This is a genomic window from Flavobacterium sp. 5 (assembly GCF_002813295.1).
Lineage (GTDB): Bacteria > Bacteroidota > Bacteroidia > Flavobacteriales > Flavobacteriaceae > Flavobacterium.
In genome coordinates this window covers 1,314,956-1,336,597 of sequence record NZ_PHUE01000001.1, presented here as the reverse complement: position 1 = coordinate 1,336,597, position 21,642 = coordinate 1,314,956, and the positions used below count along the sequence as shown (strand labels likewise).

20 protein-coding genes and 1 tRNA gene are annotated in these 21,642 nt (G+C 32.3%); 19 read left to right on the top strand and 2 right to left on the bottom strand.

The window, feature by feature from the left end:
* The first annotated feature begins 115 nt into the window (after positions 1-115).
* A complete protein-coding gene (gldB, locus tag CLU82_RS05505; RefSeq protein ID WP_100842144.1) occupies positions 116-1,072 on the top strand; it encodes a gliding motility lipoprotein GldB in 957 nt (318 codons plus the stop codon).
* Positions 1,072-1,407, top strand: coding sequence for a gliding motility protein GldC (gene gldC, locus CLU82_RS05500; RefSeq protein ID WP_100842143.1), 336 nt, complete (start codon positions 1,072-1,074; stop codon positions 1,405-1,407). Before gldB ends, gldC begins: the two co-directional genes overlap by 1 nt.
* A 75-nt stretch (positions 1,408-1,482) precedes the next feature.
* On the opposite strand, the gene yihA is transcribed toward gldC, so the two are convergent.
* Positions 1,483-2,103, bottom strand: a complete 621-nt coding sequence (gene yihA, locus CLU82_RS05495; protein WP_100842142.1) for a ribosome biogenesis GTP-binding protein YihA/YsxC — start codon at positions 2,101-2,103, stop codon at positions 1,483-1,485.
* 28 nt (positions 2,104-2,131) lie between these two features.
* Positions 2,132-2,905, bottom strand: a complete 774-nt coding sequence (locus CLU82_RS05490) for an alpha/beta fold hydrolase (protein ID WP_100842141.1) — start codon at positions 2,903-2,905, stop codon at positions 2,132-2,134.
* Positions 2,906-3,279: 374 nt separating this feature from the next.
* On the opposite strand from CLU82_RS05490, the gene CLU82_RS05485 reads away from it, so the two are divergent.
* The 17 genes from CLU82_RS05485 (at position 3,280) to CLU82_RS05405 (ending at position 21,579) form a co-directional block, all read left to right on the top strand.
* Complete coding sequence (locus CLU82_RS05485; protein ID WP_100842140.1) at positions 3,280-3,753, top strand: division/cell wall cluster transcriptional repressor MraZ; 474 nt, start codon at positions 3,280-3,282, stop codon at positions 3,751-3,753.
* A complete protein-coding gene (rsmH, locus tag CLU82_RS05480; protein WP_198520193.1) occupies positions 3,728-4,636 on the top strand; it encodes a 16S rRNA (cytosine(1402)-N(4))-methyltransferase RsmH in 909 nt (302 codons plus the stop codon). Before CLU82_RS05485 ends, rsmH begins: the two co-directional genes overlap by 26 nt.
* Before the next feature lie 6 nt (positions 4,637-4,642).
* Entirely contained in the window at positions 4,643-4,990 is a 348-nt protein-coding gene (locus tag CLU82_RS05475) for an FtsL-like putative cell division protein (protein ID WP_100842138.1), read from the top strand.
* Positions 4,981-6,981 carry a penicillin-binding protein gene (locus CLU82_RS05470; protein ID WP_100842137.1) on the top strand — a complete coding sequence of 667 codons (2,001 nt, stop codon included), beginning with the start codon at positions 4,981-4,983 and terminating at the stop codon, positions 6,979-6,981. Before CLU82_RS05475 ends, CLU82_RS05470 begins: the two co-directional genes overlap by 10 nt.
* Positions 6,978-8,441: a UDP-N-acetylmuramoyl-L-alanyl-D-glutamate--2,6-diaminopimelate ligase gene (locus CLU82_RS05465; RefSeq protein ID WP_100842136.1), complete on the top strand. Its 1,464-nt coding sequence runs from the start codon at positions 6,978-6,980 to the stop codon at positions 8,439-8,441. Before CLU82_RS05470 ends, CLU82_RS05465 begins: the two co-directional genes overlap by 4 nt.
* 6 nt (positions 8,442-8,447) lie before the next feature.
* Positions 8,448-9,677, top strand: a complete 1,230-nt coding sequence (gene mraY / locus CLU82_RS05460) for a phospho-N-acetylmuramoyl-pentapeptide-transferase (RefSeq protein WP_100842135.1) — start codon at positions 8,448-8,450, stop codon at positions 9,675-9,677.
* 3 nt (positions 9,678-9,680) lie between these two features.
* A complete protein-coding gene (gene murD, locus CLU82_RS05455; RefSeq protein ID WP_100842134.1) occupies positions 9,681-11,012 on the top strand; it encodes a UDP-N-acetylmuramoyl-L-alanine--D-glutamate ligase in 1,332 nt (443 codons plus the stop codon).
* Between the two features lie 77 nt (positions 11,013-11,089).
* Positions 11,090-12,424 carry an FtsW/RodA/SpoVE family cell cycle protein gene (locus tag CLU82_RS05450; protein WP_100842133.1) on the top strand — a complete coding sequence of 445 codons (1,335 nt, stop codon included), beginning with the start codon at positions 11,090-11,092 and terminating at the stop codon, positions 12,422-12,424.
* A gap of 72 nt (positions 12,425-12,496) precedes the next feature.
* On the top strand, positions 12,497-13,585 hold the full coding sequence (gene murG / locus CLU82_RS05445; RefSeq protein ID WP_100842132.1) for an undecaprenyldiphospho-muramoylpentapeptide beta-N-acetylglucosaminyltransferase: 1,089 nt from the start codon (positions 12,497-12,499) through the stop codon (positions 13,583-13,585).
* 65 nt (positions 13,586-13,650) lie between these two features.
* The gene (gene murC, locus CLU82_RS05440) at positions 13,651-15,000 is read left to right on the top strand and encodes a UDP-N-acetylmuramate--L-alanine ligase (protein WP_100842131.1); all 1,350 of its coding nucleotides are present in this window, start codon (positions 13,651-13,653) and stop codon (positions 14,998-15,000) included.
* On the top strand, positions 14,987-15,709 hold the full coding sequence (locus CLU82_RS05435; protein ID WP_100842130.1) for a cell division protein FtsQ/DivIB: 723 nt from the start codon (positions 14,987-14,989) through the stop codon (positions 15,707-15,709). Before murC ends, CLU82_RS05435 begins: the two co-directional genes overlap by 14 nt.
* Before the next feature lie 6 nt (positions 15,710-15,715).
* Entirely contained in the window at positions 15,716-17,095 is a 1,380-nt protein-coding gene (ftsA, locus tag CLU82_RS05430; RefSeq protein WP_100842129.1) for a cell division protein FtsA, read from the top strand.
* Between the two features lie 101 nt (positions 17,096-17,196).
* The gene (ftsZ, locus tag CLU82_RS05425; protein ID WP_100844943.1) at positions 17,197-19,140 is read left to right on the top strand and encodes a cell division protein FtsZ; all 1,944 of its coding nucleotides are present in this window, start codon (positions 17,197-17,199) and stop codon (positions 19,138-19,140) included.
* A gap of 428 nt (positions 19,141-19,568) precedes the next feature.
* Positions 19,569-20,018 (top strand): GatB/YqeY domain-containing protein, encoded by a 450-nt coding sequence (locus CLU82_RS05420; RefSeq protein ID WP_100842128.1) that lies wholly within the window; start codon positions 19,569-19,571, stop codon positions 20,016-20,018.
* A 71-nt stretch (positions 20,019-20,089) separates the two neighbouring features.
* Positions 20,090-20,163, top strand: a tRNA-Arg gene (locus CLU82_RS05415).
* Positions 20,164-20,245: 82 nt separating this feature from the next.
* A complete protein-coding gene (locus CLU82_RS05410) occupies positions 20,246-21,061 on the top strand; it encodes a zinc-dependent peptidase (RefSeq protein WP_100842127.1) in 816 nt (271 codons plus the stop codon).
* Between the two features lie 95 nt (positions 21,062-21,156).
* Positions 21,157-21,579: a CBS domain-containing protein gene (locus tag CLU82_RS05405; protein ID WP_100842126.1), complete on the top strand. Its 423-nt coding sequence runs from the start codon at positions 21,157-21,159 to the stop codon at positions 21,577-21,579.
* The last annotated feature ends 63 nt before the right edge of the window (positions 21,580-21,642 follow it).

The window sequence follows — 21,642 nt, the reverse complement described above, 5'->3', positions numbered from 1 at the left end:
ATTTAAATAAAATAATACAATTGATATAGCATGTTTTATATTGGTTGAAAAAATGAATAAAGATTTGCGAATTGTATTTGAAATCTATTTAAAAACTGATAAATAAATAATATATATGAAATTATTTCTCTTACCTATTGTTTTTTGTTTTCTGTTTTGGTCCTGTGATCAAAAAAGTAAAGTTGAAAAAACTATAGAAGAAATACCAGTAAATATTAAGGTAGAACGTTTTGATAAAGCTTTTTTTGAAACATCTCCAAAGGATTTGCCTAAATTAAAAAAACAGTATCCTTATTTCTTTTCATCGAAGATTAGTGATACTGTTTGGTTGAATAAAATGAATGCTCCCATTTGGAGAGAAGTATATACTGAAGTTCAAAAAAAATATCCCACAGCAAATGGTATAAAAAATGAGGTAGAAGTTTTGGTAAAACACATGAAATATTATTTTCCAAAGACCAAAACACCTAAAGTAATTACGCTAATTTCGGATATGGATTATTCGAATAAAGCAATTTATGCTGATTCTTTGATAATTATTTCGTTGGAATTGTATTTAGGAAAAGAACATAAGTTTTATCAATTTCCTAAATATCTGAAACAAAATTTTGAAGAAAGGCAAATGATGCCAGACGTAGTAACTAGTTTTTCCTTAGGGAAAATTGCTCCTCCGACTGAAAAGAATTTGCTGTCTCAGATGATTTATTTTGGCAAAGAACTTTATTTAAAAGATATTTTACTTCCAGAATATACAGATGCTGAAAAAATGGGATACACGCCTGAGCAGTTAGTTTGGTGTAAGGAAAACGAGAGTTATATTTGGCGTTATTTTATTGAAAAAGAAATGCTTTTTAGTGATGAACAAAAACTGACTTCTAGATTTATCGATCCTTCACCGTTTTCTAAATTTTATTTAGAAATAGATAATGATTCTCCCGGAAGAGTGGGAGCATGGATAGGTTGGCAAATTGTCCGATCGTATATGGAGAATAATAATGTTACGGTAGACCAGTTATTGAAAACGAATGCCAAAGAAATTTTTGAACAATCAAAATACAAACCCAAGAAATAATGTCAAAAAATAATACCTCAGAAATTAAATTCTTAGTCGAATTAGACGAAAATAGAGTTCCAGAAAAACTTTTTTGGACGGCAGAAGAAGGCGGAATAGCACTTTCAGAATCAAAAGCTATTATGCTTAATGTTTGGGATCATAAAACCAAAGAAAGCATGAGAATTGACTTGTGGACTAAAGAAATGCCAGTTGATGAAATGAAAATTTTCTTTCACCAAACATTAGTTTCAATGGCTGAAACTTTTAAAAGAGCTACGAATGATGAAAAGATGTCGGATACAATGCTTGACTTCTGTGATTATTTTGCTGAAAAACTTGATTTAAAGAAATAAGTTTTTAATCTAAATAAAATATCCCAAAACTGAAAATTCGGTTTTGGGATATTTTTTATTCTTAAAGAAAGGGTCTTAAAACTCTGAATTGTTTTTGAAGACTTCTTGGTTTACTTCGTCTATATAAGATAGTAATTCTTCTTTTCCAGTGGATTCTGTTGCTGATGTTACAAAGTACTGTGGCATTTCAGCCCAGTTATTAGCAAACATTTGTTTTTTGTAAGCTGCAATATGAGAATCGATTTTTACTCTGCTAATTTTATCAGCTTTGGTAAAAATAATGCAAAATGGAATTTCACTTTCGCCCATATATGACATAAATTCAATGTCAATTGTTTGTGCTTCATGACGGACATCAATTAAAACAAAAGCACAAACCAGCTGTTCTCTTGTTTCAAAGTAATCAGTAATGAATTCTTGAAATACAGATTTTGTTTTTTTAGAAACTTTGGCATAACCATAACCTGGCAAATCGACAAGAAACCAATTGTTGTTGATTAAAAAGTGATTGATAAGCTGAGTCTTTCCTGGTCTTCCTGATGTTTTTGCTAATTTTTTGTGATTAGTCAACATATTAATTAATGATGACTTTCCAACATTGGATCTACCAATAAAAGCATATTCGGGCAAAAAATCCTGAGGACATTTGCTCACATCGGAGTTGCTTATAACGAATTCGGCAGTATTAATTTTCATAATTTTGAGTATAAAATTCTCCGATCGATTAGTGTTCTGCTAGATGGGTATGCGTAAGCCAGTCTTCCAAATGAGTATTAAATTCTTCTGGCTGTTCCATCATGGCAGCGTGACCACATTTGTCAATCCAGTATAAAGTCGAATTGGGTAATAATTTATGGAATTCTTCGGCTACATCCGGAGGTGTAACTTTGTCATTTTTCCCCCAAATGATACAAGTTTGCACATGCATTTTTGGTAAATCCTTGGCCATATTATGACGAATTGCACTTTTTGCAATAGTCAGTGTTTTGATCAATTTTATACGATCATTTACTGTGGCGTATACTTCGTCAATAAGTTCTGGAGTTGCAATTTTAGGATCATAAAATACATCTTCGGCTTTTTTCTTAATATATTCGTAGTCGCCTCTTTTTGGATAACTGTCTCCCATGGCACTTTCGTACAATCCAGAACTGCCTGTGATTACTAATCCTGATACTTTTTCGGGAAACATTTTTGTATGATATAACGCTATATGTCCACCAAGTGAATTTCCTAAAAGAATAACTCTGTCTAATTTTTTATACGTAATGAAGTTTTTTACATAGACTGCAAAACTTTTTACGTTTGTTTTTAATATGTTTTGAGTGTAAATAGGTAAATCTGGGATAATAATTTTGTATCCTTTATTAGAAAAATAACTGGCTACAGCATCAAAATTACTAAGTCCTCCCATTAAACCATGTAAGATGACAATCGGAATTCCTTCGCCTGCTTCGTAATATCCGTATTTGCCTTCTTTTTTGTAATATTTTTCCATGTTTTAAATAACAGTTTCAATTTTTCACAAATATAGGGTTAAAAAAATTAAAAAGAATTTTAGGGGCCATTTTTTAACCTTTTATTCTTTTGTGAGGAAAGTGTTGTTTTTTAGTTTCTTTTTATTGCTTTTTTAACGATTAAATAATATTTTTTTTACCCTTTTAAGAGTATGTTTTAGTAATCAAAAATTATAACTTTTTATCAATTTGCAAGCTTTCTTACAAATAATTGTTCCTGTAGCTAAAGTTCTGATAGTCTATAAACTAAGCGTTTTGGGGTAAAAGTGGTTAAACTTATTAACAAAGTGGTATAATGTGGTAAATTGTGGTAAAATTTTATATATTTTTGCTTAATACAATTAATACAATTTACTTGGACACAATTATAGGAACATATGAGTGTAAAGTCGATGCAAAAGGACGGGTTTTATTACCTGCTCCCTTAAAAAAGCAATTGGCTTCCTCGCTTCAAAACGGTTTTGTTTTGAAGCGTTCTGTATTTCAGCCCTGTTTGGAATTGTATCCGATGGAAGAATGGGATTTGATGATGAAAAAAATCAACAAACTTAATCGTTTCGTCAAAAAGAACAATGATTTTATTCGTCGTTTTACCGCAGGTGTAAAGGTGGTTGAAATAGATGCTTTAGGTAGATTATTGGTTCCTAAAGATTTAGTGGTTTTTGCCAGTATTTTTAAAGATGTAGTTTTTTCTTCTGCAGTTAATATTGTAGAGATTTGGGATAAGGATTTGTATGAGAAATCAATAGACGGTGCAGATGTTGATTTTGCAGATTTAGCCGAAGAAGTAATGGGAAATTTAAATGACGACGACAATGGAATATCATAATCCAGTACTGCTTCATCCTACCGTGGATGGTTTGAATATAAAGCCTGATGGGGTTTATGTGGATGTTACTTTTGGAGGAGGAGGTCATTCAAAAGAAATATTGATAAGACTAGGCCCTAATGGAAAATTGTTTGCTTTTGATCAGGATGAAGATGCTTTGGCAAATGCTTTACCTGACGAAAGATTTACGCTGATTAATGAGAATTTCAGATTTATAAAAAGATTTTTGCGCTTTCATGGTGTGAAAGAAGTTGATGGTATTTTGGGAGATTTTGGAGTTTCATCTCATCAGTTTGATGTGCCTGAAAGAGGTTTTTCAACTCGTTTTGATGCCGAACTGGATATGAGAATGAGTCAAAAAAATGATTTGAATGCCTATCGTGTAGTTAATGAATATGATGATGCGGATTTAAAAAGAGTGTTTTTAGATTATGGTGAATTGAAAATTGCTCCAGCATTAGCAAGAACAATTGTGGAAGCAAGAGAGCATAGACCAATAAAAACTACTGATGAATTGAAAGAAGTTTTAGCTAAATTTTTACCTGAAAGAATACGTAATAAAGTTTTAGCTCAAATTTATCAAGCCATTCGAATTGAGGTCAATCAAGAAATGGATGTTTTAAAAGAATTTTTAGAACAGTCTTTAGAAATTTTAAAACCAGGAGGAAGATTAAGTGTGATTTCATATCATTCATTAGAAGATAGATTGGTAAAAAGATTTATAAAAAACGGAATGTTTGAAGGAGAACCAGAGCGTGACTTTTATGGTAATTTTTCAGTTCCTTTTAATACAATTGGGAAATTAATAGTTCCAGATAATGAGGAGATTAAAATAAATAATAGAGCCAGAAGCGCTAAACTGAGAATTGCAGAGAAAAAGTAATAGATAATGAAGGGTGGAATTTATAACATATTGAAAGCACAATTTCTAATTGACGATAATGCGGTTAAAAACTGGCGTTTTATTGTTTTTGTGATTTTACTTGCTATAATAATGATTGCAAATACGCAGCGTTACGAACAAAAAGTGTTTAAGATTGTTGAATTAACAAATAGAGTAAAAGAATTACGTTCTGAATTTGTAGATAGACGTTCGGAGTTGATGAAACTTAAAATGGAATCTACAGTTTCGGCTAAAATGGAAGAAAGACAAATTTTTCCATCAACGGTTCCTCCAGTGAAAATTGAAGTTGAAGAAAACGAAGAGAAAAATTTCTTAGAAAAATTATGGCAGTAGAAGATAAATATATATCCTATAGAACCTATCTGGTTGCCTTTTTCATCTTTTTGATGGCAATAGCTATTGCTATTAAATTGACTAATATTCAATGGGTCGATGGAGATCACTATAGAGAGTTAGCCAAAGAAAGAACGGTTAGGAATTTTGTTATACCGGCTAATAAAGGAAATATCTATTCGGCTGATGGTAGTCTTTTGGCAACTTCAATTCCAAATTATGTGATTCGTTTTGATGCTGTTGCACCAAAAACCGAAGCATTTGAGAAAAATATAAAATTGTTGTCGGACTCATTAGGAATGATGCTGAAAAAGTCTAGTAGTACTATTCAAAATGAATTACGAAAAGCTAGAGTAAACAAAAACAGATATTATTTAGTAGCGCAAGGGTTGAGTTATACTCAATATATGAAAATAAAAGGGTTTCCGTTATTCAATCTAGGGGCTTATAAAGGTGGAATTATCATCGAGCAAAAAACAATTCGTGAACATCCAATAGGGCAAATTGCGGAACGTACCATTGGATACGAAAGAAAATTGACTGGATATGCTGATGGTAAAGGAATTGAGTGGGCTTATCGTGAATTCCTTAACGGTAAAGATGGTAAAATATTAAAGCAAAAAATTGCTAAAGGACAATGGAAACCTATTCGTGATGTAAATGAAGTAGATCCTCAAGATGGTTATGACGTAATTTCAACCATAGATGTTTATATCCAAGATATTGCGCACCATGCTTTATTAAAACAGTTGGAGGAATATGAAGCAGATCATGGTTGTGTTGTAGTTATGGAAACTAAAACGGGTCAGGTTAAAGCAATTTCAAATTTAGGAAGAGCAAATGATGGTACATATTATGAAACTACCAATTATGCATATGCTGAATCTCATGAGCCAGGATCGACTTTTAAATTGGTTGATTTGATTGCAATTTTAGAAGATAAAGTAGCAGATACGAGTACTGTTTATGATAGTCACGGAGGTGTTATCACCTATTCAGGACGTAAAGTGAGAGATTCTCATGAAGGAGGCTATGGTAAAATATCGCTAGCTAGAGGATTTGAGCTTTCTTCTAATACAGTTATGGTTCAAGCAGTATATAATAATTACAAAAATGATCCTACAAAATTTGTAAACCACATTAATTCATTTGGGTTAAATAAAAAATTAGGATTGGCTTTTAGAGGAGAGGGAGTTCCTTTTATACCACAGCCAAGTGATAAAAATTGGTCTAATATTTCACTTCCGTGGATGGCGTTTGGTTATGGAGTATCGGTTACACCATTGCAAACACTAACATTTTATAATGCGGTTGCAAATAATGGTGTTATGGTAAAGCCAATGTTGGTTACCGAAATAAAAGCGTGGGACAAAACCATTAAAAAATATAATACTGAGATTTTGAACCCAAAGATTTGTTCAGATGAAACATTACGTAAAGTTCAGGCAGTTTTAGCAAATGTGGTAAAAAAAGGGACAGGTTCTAAATTGTATTCCAAGGATTTTTCTATGGCTGGTAAAACAGGTACTGCACAAATGAATTATGCACAAAATGGAGGAATGGATAAACATTATGCGTCTTCATTTGTTGGATATTTTCCAGTTGATAATCCTAAGTATTCTTGTATTGTAGTGGTTCATAAACCCAATACGGCAAATAATAATTATTATGGAGCCGATGTTGCCGGGCCAGTTTTTAAAAGAATAGCACAAAAAATATTTACAGATACACCGTCTACTAATGTTATTAAGAAATTGGATCGTCCTAATCCAAAACAAGACAATGATTATAATAGCTATTATGCAAAAGCACAAAAGAAGCAAAATGTAATTCCAAATGTCAAAGGAATGGCTGGAATGGATGCAGTTGCTTTATTAGAAAATTTAGGGTTGAAAGTGAAAGCTGTTGGAACAGGAAAAGTAAAAAAGCAATCCCTTCAGGCGGGTCAGAATATTGTTAAGAATTCATCAATCCAATTGGAATTATTATGAGTATACTAAAGGATATATTATATAAAGTAGCAATAGAATCAGTAACAGGTTCTACAGATATGGCTATAAATCAATTACACTTTGATTCAAGACAAATCAAAAAAAATGATGTTTTTGTAGCGATTCGTGGTACTATTTCAGATGGACATGACTTTATAGAAAAAGCAATTGAGTTGGGGGCTACAGTAGTTATTTGTGATACACTTCCAGAGAATTTGATAAATGGGATTACCTATGTTTGTGTAAAAGACACAAATACAGCTTTGGCTTTTATGGCGGCTAATTTTTATGGAGATCCTTCTCAAAAATTGAAATTAGTTGGTATCACTGGAACAAATGGTAAAACTACTATTGCTTCATTGTTGTATCAATTGTTTAAAAAAGCGGGTTTTAAAGTGGGTTTATTATCTACAGTAAAGATTTTAGTTGACGAAGTAGAACACAAAGCGACCCATACAACACCAGATTCTATTACGATTAATTATTTTCTAAACGAAATGATTGAAGCAGATGTTGAGTATTGTTTCATGGAAGTTAGTTCTCATGGAATTCATCAAAAACGTACTGAAGCATTGCATTTTAGAGGTGGAATATTTACCAATTTATCACACGATCATTTGGATTACCATCCAACGTTTGCCGAATATAGAGATGTTAAGAAATCATTTTTTGATCATTTGCCTAAAGATGCTTTTGCTTTGACTAATTCTGATGACAAGAACGGTTCAGTAATGCTTCAAAATACTTCAGCTCGAAAATTGACATACGCTTTAAAAACGTATGCTGATTATAAAGCTCTAATTCTGGAAAATCAATTATCTGGTTTGTTGTTAAAAATAAATGACAATGAAGTTTGGGTTAAGTTGATTGGAACTTTCAATGCCTATAATCTGTTAGCGATTTATGGAACAGCTGTTGAGTTAGGTTTAGATAGTTTTGAAGTACTTCGATTGATGTCTGAATTAGAAAGTGTTTCTGGACGATTTCAATATATTGTTTCCAATACAAATATTACCGCGATTGTAGATTATGCTCACACGCCAGATGCGCTTGAGAATGTTTTAAATACAATCAATGATGTACGTACTAAAAACGAACAATTAATTACTGTAGTAGGATGCGGAGGTAACAGAGATACTGCCAAACGCCCAGTTATGGCCAACATAGCGACTGAATTGAGTGATAAAGTAATTATAACTTCTGATAATCCCAGAAATGAAGATCCAGAAGCAATTATCCATGAAATGGAAAAAGGAGTTCAGGCTCAAAACTTTAAAAAAGTGTTGTCAATTACCGATCGGTTTCAAGCGATTAAAACAGCTTGTCAATTGGCACAACCAAACGATATTATATTGATTGCTGGAAAAGGACATGAAACTTATCAGGAAATCAAAGGAGTACGTCATGATTTTGATGATATGAAAAATGTAAAAGAAATTTTAGATCAACTTTTAAAATAAAATAATATGCTATACTATTTATTTCAATATTTAGACAAAGTAATGGATGTTCCTGGGACAGGGGTTTTTCAATACATCACTTTTAGATCTTCTTTAGCATTGTTGTTATCATTATTATTGTCAACTATTTATGGAAAGCGTATTATTGGTTTTTTAAGTAGACAACAAGTTGGTGAAACTGTTCGTGAACTTGGATTGGCTGGTCAAAATGAAAAAGCAGGAACACCTACTATGGGTGGTATTATTATCATATTTGCAACTCTGGTTCCTGTAATGCTATTTGCAAAATTACATAACATCTACATTGTTTTATTGATTGTTACGACCTTATGGATGGGGACTATTGGTTTTATAGATGATTACATTAAAATATTCAAGAAAGATAAACAAGGTCTTAAAGGTATTTTTAAAGTTTTTGGTCAGGTTGGTTTAGGATTGATAGTTGGTTCTGTGCTTTATTTTAGCCCAGCAGTTACAGTTAGAACGGATACTGGAAAAAGTGATATTTTTAAATCAACTACTGAAACAGTAATTAATCAAGCTTCACTTGAAGAGAAATCTACAGCTACAACAATTCCTTTTTTCAAAAATAACGAATTTGATTATGCCGAAGTTTTAGCGTGGACAGGGGAAGGATATCAAAAATGGGCTTGGTTGATTTTTATTCCTGTAGTGATTTTTATTATTACAGCAGTCTCAAATGGTGCTAATTTAACTGATGGAATTGATGGTTTGGCAGCAGGAACATCTGCGGTGTCTGTCTTTGCATTAGCGATTTTTACTTTCGTTTCAGGTAATATTATTTTCTCTAATTATTTGAATATAATGTATATACCTAATTCGGGGGAAATGACCGTCTTTATAGCTTCGTTTCTTGGAGCATTGATAGGTTTTCTATGGTATAACTCCTATCCAGCTTCTGTTTTTATGGGTGATACAGGGAGTTTAACTATCGGCGGTATTATTGCTGTACTTGCTATAGCTGTTCGAAAGGAAATGCTTATCCCTTTATTGTGTGGAATCTTTTTGGTCGAAAACTTCTCTGTTGTTTTGCAGGTAAGTTATTTTAAATATACTAAAAAACGTTTTGGAGAAGGCCGAAGGATTTTTCTAATGTCCCCTTTACATCATCACTATCAAAAGAAAGGATATCATGAAAGTAAGATTGTCACGAGATTTTGGGTAGTTGCAATTATGCTAGCCATTTTGTCAATTGTAACCTTGAAATTGAGATAATATATGAGGCTAGTGATATTAGGTGGAGGAGAAAGTGGTGTTGGCACTGCTATCCTTGGAAAGAAACAAGGTTATGATGTTTTTGTTTCCGATTTTGGAAAGATAAAAGATAGTTATAAAGAGGTCTTGATTATAAATGACATCGCTTGGGAAGAAGAAAAGCATACTGAAGAATTAATTCTGAATGCTGACGTAGTAATGAAGAGCCCAGGTATTCCAGATAAATCGCCTATCGTAAAGCAGTTAAAAAATAAAGGTGTTTCGGTGATCTCTGAAATTGAATTCGCAGCACCTTTTACAAATGCAGTTACGGTTGGAATAACTGGAAGTAACGGAAAAACGACCACTACAATGTTAACGTATCATGTGTTGAAAGCAGCAGGCTTGAATGTCGGTTTAGCTGGAAATGTTGGTAAAAGTTTTGCTTGGCAGGTTGCAGATAATAATTATGACTTCTATGTTATAGAGTTGAGCAGTTTTCAATTGGATGGAATTGTGAGTTTTAAACCGCATGTTGCCATTATAACAAATATAAGCCCAGATCATTTGGATCGTTACGATTACAAATATCAAAATTATATAGATTCGAAGTTCAGAATTACAATGAATCAAACAGAGGAGGATTTCCTTATTTATGATGCAGGTGATGAAGCCATTTTAGAGTGGTTAAAAAATAATAAAATAAAAGCCAGATTAATTCCTTTTTCGTTAACCGATGAGTACAGCGAGGGAGCTTATTTAAAAAACAACAAAATGGAAGTTAAGATCAATCAAGAAGAGTTTACAATGGACACAGAGTACATTTCATTAGAAGGAAAACATAATTTGAAAAATGCTATGGCAGCAACTTCGGTAGCGAATATTTTGAAAATTAGAAATGCTACTATTCGTGAAAGCTTGTCTAATTTTCAAGGTGTTGAGCATCGTTTAGAAAAAGTACTGAAAATACAAAATGTACAGTATATAAATGACTCTAAAGCTACCAATGTGAATTCTGTTTTTTATGCTCTAGAAAGTATGAACACACCTACTGTTTGGATTGTAGGAGGTGTTGATAAAGGGAATGATTACCATGAACTAATGTCACTTGTTCGTGAAAAAGTAAAGGCTATTATTTGTTTGGGTGTTGATAATAAAAAAATTATTGATGCATTTGGTAATGTAGTTGATATTATGGTTGAAGTGAATAGTATGAGCGAAGCTGTTAGAATGGCACAACGTTTATCTGAAAAAGGAGATACTGTTTTATTGTCACCAGCGTGTGCGAGTTTTGATTTGTTTGAAAGTTATGAAGATAGAGGAAGACAATTCAAACAAGCTGTAAAAAATCTATAAAATATGTTTAAAAGTTTAGGAGTTAATATTGCTAAATTTTAAATCTTAAACAAAATAAATCTTGAAATAAAATTGTAATGAAAGATCTAATTGACAAGTTAAAAGGAGATAAAGTTATTTGGTCATTTGTGGCCTTATTGGCTCTGTTTTCTTTTATGCCTGTTTTTAGTGCCAGTAGTAATTTGGCTTATTTAGGTCATGGTACAGGGAATACTTTAGGGTATTTGGTGAAACATTTTGCTCATATTTGTATTGGTTTTTTGATCATTTATTGGGTACATAATATACCGTATCATTATTTTAGAGCCATTTCTAAAGCTGGATTGCCTTTAGTTTGGGTCTTGTTATTTATTACTTTGGTCAAGGGTACCGTAATTGGTGGAGCCAATGCCAGTAGATGGATTCAAATTCCTTTTATTGGATTGTCTTTTCAAACATCTACTTTAGCAGCTATTATTTTATTCATTTTTGTTGCTCGTTATCTGTCTAAAACTAGACAAGAGCCTATTACGTTCAAATCTTCGTTTATTGAGCTTTGGGCTCCAGTTTTTATAACGTTAGGTTTTATTTTGCCTGGAAACTTTTCAACGACAGCATTGATTTTTTCGATGGTAATTATGCTTGTGTTTATTGGTAGGTATCCTATAAAATATATATTTTCAATTATAGGATTAGCAGTGTTATTGTTAACTTTCTTTGTCTTAATTGGTAAAGCTTTTCCTCAATCAAAATTTTTTAGTAGAGTTGGAACATGGGGGAGTCGAATAGAGAGTTTTACACAAGATAAACCAGATGAAGATGATTATCAAATTGAAAAAGCTAAAATTGCGATTGCATCTGGACAGATATATGGTTTAGGTCCCGGTAAGAGTGTTCAGAAAAACTTCTTACCACAATCTTCTTCGGATTTTATTTACGCTATTATTGTTGAAGAATACGGGCTAGTAGGAGGGTTGGGAGTATTGGTTTTGTACTTGCTTTTGCTATTCCGATTTGTAATTGCCTCTCATAAAGCAAATACCCTCTTTGGGAAATTGGTAGTAATTGGTTTAGGATTTCCAATGATTTTTCAGGCTATGATTAATATGGCAGTGGCTGTCGAATTATTACCTGTAACTGGGCAAACTTTACCTTTGATAAGTAGTGGAGGTAGTTCTATTTGGATGACTTGTTTTGGACTCGGAATTATTTTAAGTGTGACCAAAAAAGAAGAGGAGATCGCTCAGGAAAAATTAGAAAAAGAAAAAAGAGAAGAAATACTTCAAAAACTTATAGACCGAGAGATAGCTGCTGACTTTGAAGAGGGTAATGTAGAAAAGGCAGATTTTAAAAATGCAAATGACAATTTTGATACCAACGATTATTCAATAACGGATAATTCAACTAACCCAATGAATGCGGTGTTAAAATAATTTGGGTTCATTAGGATATAATGTAGTTTGTTACAATTTAGCATTAAATAAGCAATTTAGAAATTTTTAAAAATGGCAAAGCATAAGTTTATCTTAAGTGGAGGTGGTACAGGTGGACATATTTATCCAGCTATAGCAATTGCAAACGAGTTAAAATCTCGTTTTCCAGATGCTGAAATTTTGTTTGTTGGTGCCAAAGACAAAATGGAAATGCAAAAAGTACCTCAAGCAGGATACGAAATTAAAGGACTTTGGATAGCTGGTTTGCAAAGAAAATTGACGATTCAAAATGCAATGTTTCCTTTTAAATTGATAGATAGTTTATTGAAATCTAGAAATATAATTAAACAATTTAATCCCGATGTCGTTATTGGAACTGGTGGATTTGCTAGTGGGCCATTGCTAAAAATAGCTAATAGTATGAATATTCCAACTGTTATTCAGGAGCAAAATTCATATCCAGGCATTACTAATAAATTATTAAGCAAAAAGGCAAATAGTATTTGTGTGGCTTATGAACAATTGGAAAGATTTTTTCCTCAGGATAAGATAATTTTGACTGGAAATCCTGTTCGTCAGGATTTATTAGATATTGATTCTAAAAGAGAAGAAGCTATCACGCATTTTAAATTAGATAGAAATAAAAAAACAGTATTGATTCTTGGTGGAAGTTTAGGCGCCAGACGAATCAATCAATTAATCGAAAAAGAGTTAGATAAATTACTTTCTTTAAATGTTCAGGTTATTTGGCAATGCGGAAAATTTTATTTAGAAGATTATAAAAAATATAATAAATATAATGTTCAGGTAGTTGCTTTTATTGAAAGAATGGATTTGGTTTATGCGGCTGCCGATGTTGTGATTTCTCGTGCTGGAGCATCTTCAGTTTCGGAGTTGTGTATAGTTGGAAAACCAGTAATTTTTATTCCATCGCCTAATGTTGCCGAAGATCATCAAACTAAAAATGCTCAGGCTATTGTTAATAAAAAAGGAGCAATTTTACTGAAAGAATCGCAACTGGATGATGATTTTAGTTTGGTCTTTGAGTCTTTGATTAAGGACCAAGGGAAACAAGATCAGTTGAGTCAAAATATTAAATTGTTGGCAAAACCTAATGCAACAGTTCAAATTGTAGACGAGATTGTCAAGTTGATTAAATAAAGAAATCAATCATTTGATAATTCTATTGGATGTAAGAAGGATAAGATATTAAAATATAAAATAAAATGAATTTAAATCAAATACAAAATGTCTATTTCATAGGAATCGGAGGCATCGGAATGAGTGCTTTGGCTCGTTATTTTAAAGCCATAGGTAAACAAGTTTCAGGTTATGATAAAACGCCTTCTATACTTACCAATGAATTGATTGAAAGTGGGATTGATATTCATTTTGAGGATAATATTAGCTTGATTCCAAGTGATTACTATTCTGAGAATACATTGGTTATTATTACGCCTGCAGTTCCAGTTAAGCATTCTGAATGGAATTACTTTTTAGAGCGAGATTATCAAGTTAAAAAAAGAGCTGAAGTTTTAGGAATTATTACAAAAGATACTTTTTGTTTTGCGGTAGCAGGAACACATGGCAAGACTACTACTTCTAGTATTTTGGGACATATTTTATATGAAAGCGGAGCCGATGTTACGGCTTTTATAGGTGGAATTGTTGAGAATTATGATTCTAATTTAATTGGAAATGGTAAAACGGTTACCGTTGTAGAAGCAGATGAGTTCGATCGTTCTTTCTTGCATTTACATCCAAATATTGCTTGTGTTACTTCTATGGATGCGGATCATTTGGATATTTACGGTACAAGTGATGCGATTGAAGCTTCATTTGTAGAATTTGCAAATAAAGTTGAAGATAAAAGCAAGCTTTTTATAACCAACGAATTACCGATTGAAGGTGTTATTTGCGCAGTTAATGATGAGGCTGTTTTTCGTGCCCACAACATAAGAATAGAAAATAGTAGTTATGTTTTCGATGTTAAAACCCCAAACGAGCTTATTAAAAATTTGCGTTTTGGATTACCAGGGAAACATAATTTGATGAACGCTTTAATGGCATTGGCTATGGCAGTAACATATGGCACCCCGACCGATGTTATTGCCAAAGCCTTAGGTTCATTTAAAGGTATTAGGAGACGTTTTTCATATCAAATTAAAGAAGATAATTTAGTTTATATTGATGATTATGCACATCATCCTACCGAAATAAATGCAGTTCATCAAGCAGTTCGTGAATTGTATCCAGGTCAAAAAGTATTAGCTGTTTTTCAGCCACATTTATTTAGTAGAACCAGAGATTTTGCTGATAATTTTGCTAGAAGTTTATCTGCTTTTGATGAAGTATTTTTGATGGAAATTTATCCGGCTCGTGAATTGCCAATGGAAGGGATTAATTCACAGTGGCTTATGGATAAAATGACGAATGATCACAAAAAAATTGTAAGTAAGGAAGAATTAATTTCTGAAATTGTAGCTAATGACGCTACAGTGATTGTTACAATTGGAGCAGGTGATTTAGGAGAAATGGTTCCTTCAATTAAAAAAGCGTTATATGAAAGTCTTTAATTGGAATAATATAAGATTAGTGCTAATGTTTTTCTTGGTGATTTTTCTTTTTTCGTTTACATCAAAAAGAAATTCTAAAAGAAAATTGATAAAAGCAGAAGTTGTTTTTGTAGGTGAAAACTCTCTTTTTTTAAAAAATGAAACGGTTAATAAATTGTTGATAGAAAATAATACGAACCTCTCAACTATAAGAAAAGATAGGCTAGATTTGAATAAATTGGAGCAAGTATTAAATGCTCAAGAAATGATCGAGAAAGCAGATGTATATGTAAGTATCGATGGTGTTCTAAAAGCAGTTGTAAAACAAAAGACACCTATTGCCAGGGTCTTTAATGATGAGGGTTCTTTCTATGTTGACAGTGAGGGAAATACCATGCCTTTATCAGCTAATTTTACGGCTCGAGTTCCTCTTGTATCTGGGGAGATAAACAAGAAAAAAAACAAAGATTTATTTAAATTATTTAAAATAATTTATGATGATGCGTTTTTGCGAAAAAACATCATTGGGATACAAATTATGCCTAATGGTAGCGTATTAATGCAGAATAGAAATTATAATTATCAAATTGATTTTGGAAGTTTGATAAACATGGAACGAAAATTTAAAAACTATAAGGCTTTTTTTCAAAAGGTGAGTTTAGATAGTTCTTTGGATAAATATAGAATAATAGATCTCAGATTTACGGAACAAGTAGTTTGCACAAAATAATAGAAAATGGAAAAAGAGAATATTGCAGTAGGTCTAGATATTGGGACGACGAAAATTGTTGCCATGATAGGCAAAAAGAACGAGTATGGGAAGCTTGAAATTTTAGGTGTTGGTAAATCTAAAAGTTTAGGTGTTGCAAGAGGTGTTGTGAATAACATTACGCAAACTATTCAATCGATTCAACAAGCGATTCTTGAAGCTGAAAATAATTCAGGCTATAAAATAAAAGATGTTGTGGTGGGTATTGCTGGACAACATATCAGAAGTATTCAACATAGTGATTACATCAGTCGAAGCAATCCGGAAGAAGTTATCGGAGGAAGTGATATTGATTTGTTAATCAATCAGGTTCATAAATTGGCTATGTTACCAGGTGAAGAAATTATTCACGTATTGCCACAAGAATTTAAAATTGATGGACAATCAGATGTAAAAGAACCAATAGGAATGTATGGTGGAAGACTAGAAAGTAGTTTTCATGTGGTTGTAGGACAAGCATCGTCTATTAGAAATGTTGGAAGATGTATTCAAAGTTCAGGTATTGAGTTGTCAGGTTTAACACTAGAACCATTAGCTTCATCCGATGCGGTATTAAGTCAAGAAGAAAAAGAAGCAGGAGTTGCTCTTATTGATATTGGAGGAGGAACAACAGATTTAGCTATTTTCAAAGATGGAATCATTCGTCATACAGCAGTAATTCCTTTCGGAGGAAATGTAATTACAGATGATATAAAAGAGGGGTGTTCTATTATAGAAAAACAAGCCGAATTATTGAAAGTTAAATTTGGGTCTGCATGGCCGGGTGAAAATAAAGACAACGAGATTGTTTCTATTCCTGGTTTAAGAGGTCGAGAACCTAAAGAGATTTCGTTAAAAAACCTTTCGAAAATAATAAATGCAAGAGTTGTTGAAATCATTGAGCAAGTTTTTACAGAAGTAAGAGCTTATGGACATGAAGATCCTCGCAAAAAATTGATAGCAGGGATTGTTCTTACAGGTGGTGGAGCTCAATTAAAACACATCAAACAGTTAGTAGAATATATAACTGGAATGGATACAAGAATTGGTTATCCAAATGAACATTTAGCAGGAAATTCAGATGAGGAAATTTCGAGCCCGTTATATGCTACAGCAGTTGGTTTAGTAATGAACAGTATTGAGAATAAAACTCAAAGCGCAGTAAAAATGCAGGCAACAATAGTTCCGGAGAAAGTAAGTTATTATAGAGAGCCAGTTGTTGAAATAAAAGAAGAGGTATATGTACAACCTGAAAAAGTACTTCAAGTGGAACCTGTAAAAGAGGAGTCAACAGAGAATAAAATTCGAAGATCGTTTTTTGATAAATATGTGGACAAGATTAAAGAATTTTTAGATAACGCAGAATAATAATAAAGAATTAAAAGAATAAATAAATTATCAAAATTCCTTTTTGCCCCAAGCCTAGAGTAGTTAGTGATAAAGTTAATAAAAAATTAAAACCCCATATGATGCCAAGCAACACAGAATTTGGAAGTATTTCATTTGATTTACCAAAAAATCAATCAAATGTAATCAAAGTAATTGGAGTAGGTGGAGGCGGTAGTAACGCTATAAACCATATGTTTAAACAAGGTATTAAAGGCGTTGATTTCATCGTTTGTAATACAGATTCTCAGGCGCTTGAGAATAGTGGAGTTCCTAATAAAATTCAGTTAGGAGCAAATTTAACCGAAGGTTTAGGTGCAGGTGCAAACCCAGATGTAGGACACCAATCTGCAATAGAAAGTATTGCTGATATTGAAAAAGTATTGGATGTAAATACTAAAATGGTATTTATTACTGCTGGTATGGGCGGTGGAACAGGAACAGGAGCTGCTCCAGTTATTGCTCAATTGGCAAAAGAAAGAGATATATTAACAGTTGGGATTGTGACTTTGCCTTTCTTATTTGAAGGGAAGGTTCGTCAAGAACAAGCGCTTATTGGAATCGAAAAATTGCGTAAGCAAGTCGATTCGTTAATCGTTATCAATAATAATAAATTAAGAGAAGTATATGGAAATCTTGGTTTCAAAGCTGGATTTTCAAAAGCGGATGAAGTTTTAGCGACAGCCTCAAGAGGAATCGCTGAAGTAATTACACATCACTATACTCAAAATATTGATTTACGTGATGCAAAAACAGTGTTGTATAATAGTGGAACCGCTATTATGGGATCTTCTGTATCATCAGGTGAAAACAGAGCTAAAGAAGGTATCGTTGCCGCTTTAGATTCTCCACTTTTAAATGATAATAAAATTACTGGAGCCAAAAATGTATTGTTGCTTATCGTTTCTGGAACTAATGAAATTACTATCGATGAAATTGCCGAAATTAATGAGCATATTCAATATGAAGCAGGTTCAAATGCCAATATTATTATGGGTGTTGGTGAAGATGATTCACTTGGGGATTCAATTGCTGTAACTATTATTGCGACAGGTTTTAATGTAGAACAACAAAACGAAATCGTAAATGTTGAGCCTAAGAAAATAATTCACACACTTGGAGAAGAACAAAGAGGTGTTTTTGATTTGTCTGCAAAAACTGTTGCTGGTTTCAGCTTAAATAATGAAACAACTGTTACTACTACAGAAGATAGAGTTGTTTTTGATTTAGTTGAAGATATTACTATTCCTGAACCAGTAATTTCTGCTATCAATGAAGATGAATTAATTGGAATGACTGAATTTATTAGAAATTTGGATGTGACTTTTGAAATCGTTTCTCCTATGAAAGAGATTGATTTTGTTGTTACAAACCCAGTAATAGAATCAGTTAGAGAAGTACAGTCAGCACCAGTTCGTTTCGAAGAAAAACAAGAGCAAACTGCTTTCTCATTCGATTTGCCAATGAGTAAATCAGAGCCTATACATGTTCAAGAAGAAACTAATAGTTTCTTGTTTGAATTAACAAATGAAACTCGCAATATTAAAGTTGTAGAGCCTGTTCAGTTTGTGCCTGTAACCGAATTGTCTGATAATGGTGTTATTAAATACTCATTAGAAGAATACATGGAAGTAGAGAATGATTTTGTAGAATCTAAGCCTGTGGCTAAAATCGAAGAAGTGATTCCTGCTGAAATGAATATTACAATGAAGCAAATGGCAGAGCCAATTGTGGAAGTGGCGCCAACTTTAGAAAATAATTCTCCGATTGACATGACAATCGAAGAAACATTAAGGTTCAGAGCTGAAGAAAGAAGAAGAAAATTAAAAGATTTCAATTATAAATTTCACGATAGTGTATCAAAAGTAGATGAATTAGAAAGAGAGCCAGCTTATAAGAGATTTGGCATCGAACTTAATAATTCACAAACTAATAATTCAACTTCAAGAATATCAGTAGGAACAGATAGCAATAATGATTTGCAATTGCGTTCCAATAATTCATATTTACATGATAATGTAGATTAACAAAGCCATTTTTTTTGAAGATAGCCCGAAATTTCTTTGAATTTTCGGGCTATTTTTTGACTATAAAGCATCAAACTTGTAGTTGTTATTGCCAGTTAAATTTTCTAAATTTGTCGAGCCTTATCCAGCTGTACATTACAAGCTTTTTGTCGTAACTCTTTTTTTCTAAGAACAAGAAAGAGCTTCCTTTGGTCGCTTTTCTGGTTCAGGAAAAAATAAAGTTTCTCCCAAAAAGGCTTTTCATTTCCATCTGGGGCAGATGATTTGAGATTGTAGATTTTAAGATTGCAGATTTTAGATTTGTATTTTTAATTACCTTTTTCATTTCAATACAAAATAAAGATATTCCAGATTTTAATTTAAGAAGAGTTTTTTTAAATCAGTGTCAATATCTAAAATCAAGAATCTAAAAATCTAAAATACAGAATATGAGTTTATCAATTCAAATCATGGACGAAATTAAAACCGCCATGAGAGCTAAAGATACAGTTGCATTAGAAGCTTTAAGAGCTATAAAATCAGAGCTTTTATTAGCACAGACAGCTTCAGGTTCAAAAGAAGAAATATCTGCTGATGACGAGGTTAAATTACTTCAAAGATTGGTTAAAACCCGTAAAGAAAGCGCTAGAATATTTACTGAGCAAAATCGTTTGGATTTAGCAGAACCAGAATTGGCACAAATTGCAGTAATCGAAAGATTCTTGCCTGCTCAGTTAAGCGAAGCTGAAGTAGAAGCAGTAATTGCAAAAATCATTGCAGAGACTGGAGCGTCAGGAATTGCTTCTATGGGGAAAGTGATGGGATTAGCATCTACTCAATTGGGTGGAACTGCCGAAGGAAAAACTATTTCTACCATCGTTAAAAAATTATTAGTATAAATTAATTGCGAATTTTAAATTACGAATTATGCTATCGTAATTCGTAATTTAAAATTCGTAATTAAATATTTGACTGCGTAGTTCAACTGGATAGAATATCAGATTTCGACTCTGAGGGTTGCAGGTTCGAACCCTGCCGTGGTCACTTTAAAAGCAAAATTATAAATGAATTTTATGATTTTGCTTTTTTAATTTATTAGATACAAAGTAAAACAAGAATTATTTTTATGAATAACTATACACTGCCAGTTTTTACTTTTATTCTTGTTCTTTTTGTTGTTATTTCTTTAGTGGTTGTCTTTTTTAAGTTTTTGGAATATATTTTCGGGTTGATTTTTGGCAGGCCTTTTTTCGTTCATTTTTGCCTTTTTCCAAAAAAAATAAGCCCTGATTCACTTCGTTTTTTAAACACAAAATTTTCTTTTTATATTCGATTGTCAAATAAAGAGAAGGTGTATTTTGAACATAGAACAGCCTGTTTTTTGGATAAATACGAATTTGTATCACGTGAGGGTTTTGTAGTTACCGAAGAGGTAAAAGTATATGTGGCTGCTACATTTGTGATGTTGTCATTTGGTATGCGGGAATATCTTTGTGAAGTTTTTGATAGAATAATAATTTATCCATCTGTTTATTTTTCGAGAATTACTAAGCAATATCATAAAGGAGAATTTAATCCCAATACTAAAGTAGTGGCTTTTTCTTGGGAAGATTTTCAAAAGGGATTTGATATTTCTTCGGATAATTTAAATCTTGGAATTCATGAATTTGCTCACGTTTTGCAATACCAAGCATTAGAAAGAAATGATAGTAGTTCGATTCTCTTTTCAAGGATGTTTGCCTTAATTAATGAAGAAGTGAGTGATGCAGCATTTAGGGAACAATTAATACAATCCAATTATTTTAGACTTTATGGTTTTACTAACCAATTTGAATTTCTTGCAGTAATCTTAGAATGTTATTTTGAGACCCCTTTGGAGTTTAAAAATCGTTTCCCAGATTTGTATGATAAAGTATCTTTGATGTTAAATATGAAGCGTTAATATCAGGAAATATTTTTTATTAACGTCTGATAAACATCATGTTTTTAACAAATTTTCATCTTTAAATTTACATATAATTTTAAAAGAGAGATGTTATGAGACAGCATGTTCCCGTGTCAACTATTATGACTACTGATATAGTTAAACTAACTATCAAAGATGATTTAACCAAAGCTGAGTCTCTTTTTAAGCATTACAAAATCAGACATATTCCGGTGGTAAATGGAGCTACCATAATTGGCATGTTAAGTTACACCGATTTGTTGCGTATTTCTTTTGCAGATGCAATTGATGATGATGAAGAGGTTGTAGATACTACTGTTTACAATATGTTTACTGTAGAGCAGGTAATGGCAAAAAAGCTGGTAACAATCACACCCAAAACAACTATTAAAGAAGCCGCTGAAATATTAGCAAATAAAGAATTTCATGCTTTGCCAGTTTGTGAAGATCATGTTTTGGTTGGAATAATAACCACAACAGATTTGATAAAGTATTTAATTAATCAGTATAATTAAAAATTAAGTGTTTACTAAAGAAGAAAGTCCCAATGAAACTTATTTGTTTATTGGGACTTTTTG

Bases quoted from the DNA above. Each gene is read 5' to 3' on its own strand.
- gldB (WP_100842144.1), top strand. From the start codon at position 116: ATGAAATTATTTCTCTTACCTATTGTTTTTTGTTTTCTGTTTTGGTCC.
- gldC (WP_100842143.1), top strand. From the start codon at position 1,072: ATGTCAAAAAATAATACCTCAGAAATTAAATTCTTAGTCGAATTAGAC.
- yihA (WP_100842142.1), bottom strand. From the start codon at position 2,103: ATGAAAATTAATACTGCCGAATTCGTTATAAGCAACTCCGATGTGAGC.
- CLU82_RS05490 (WP_100842141.1), bottom strand. From the start codon at position 2,905: ATGGAAAAATATTACAAAAAAGAAGGCAAATACGGATATTACGAAGCA.
- rsmH (WP_198520193.1), top strand. From the start codon at position 3,728: ATGACGACGACAATGGAATATCATAATCCAGTACTGCTTCATCCTACC.
- CLU82_RS05475 (WP_100842138.1), top strand. From the start codon at position 4,643: ATGAAGGGTGGAATTTATAACATATTGAAAGCACAATTTCTAATTGAC.
- CLU82_RS05470 (WP_100842137.1), top strand. From the start codon at position 4,981: ATGGCAGTAGAAGATAAATATATATCCTATAGAACCTATCTGGTTGCC.
- CLU82_RS05465 (WP_100842136.1), top strand. From the start codon at position 6,978: ATGAGTATACTAAAGGATATATTATATAAAGTAGCAATAGAATCAGTA.
- mraY (WP_100842135.1), top strand. From the start codon at position 8,448: ATGCTATACTATTTATTTCAATATTTAGACAAAGTAATGGATGTTCCT.
- murD (WP_100842134.1), top strand. From the start codon at position 9,681: ATGAGGCTAGTGATATTAGGTGGAGGAGAAAGTGGTGTTGGCACTGCT.
- CLU82_RS05450 (WP_100842133.1), top strand. From the start codon at position 11,090: ATGAAAGATCTAATTGACAAGTTAAAAGGAGATAAAGTTATTTGGTCA.
- murG (WP_100842132.1), top strand. From the start codon at position 12,497: ATGGCAAAGCATAAGTTTATCTTAAGTGGAGGTGGTACAGGTGGACAT.
- murC (WP_100842131.1), top strand. From the start codon at position 13,651: ATGAATTTAAATCAAATACAAAATGTCTATTTCATAGGAATCGGAGGC.
- CLU82_RS05435 (WP_100842130.1), top strand. From the start codon at position 14,987: ATGAAAGTCTTTAATTGGAATAATATAAGATTAGTGCTAATGTTTTTC.
- ftsA (WP_100842129.1), top strand. From the start codon at position 15,716: ATGGAAAAAGAGAATATTGCAGTAGGTCTAGATATTGGGACGACGAAA.
- ftsZ (WP_100844943.1), top strand. From the start codon at position 17,197: ATGCCAAGCAACACAGAATTTGGAAGTATTTCATTTGATTTACCAAAA.
- CLU82_RS05420 (WP_100842128.1), top strand. From the start codon at position 19,569: ATGAGTTTATCAATTCAAATCATGGACGAAATTAAAACCGCCATGAGA.
- CLU82_RS05410 (WP_100842127.1), top strand. From the start codon at position 20,246: ATGAATAACTATACACTGCCAGTTTTTACTTTTATTCTTGTTCTTTTT.
- CLU82_RS05405 (WP_100842126.1), top strand. From the start codon at position 21,157: ATGAGACAGCATGTTCCCGTGTCAACTATTATGACTACTGATATAGTT.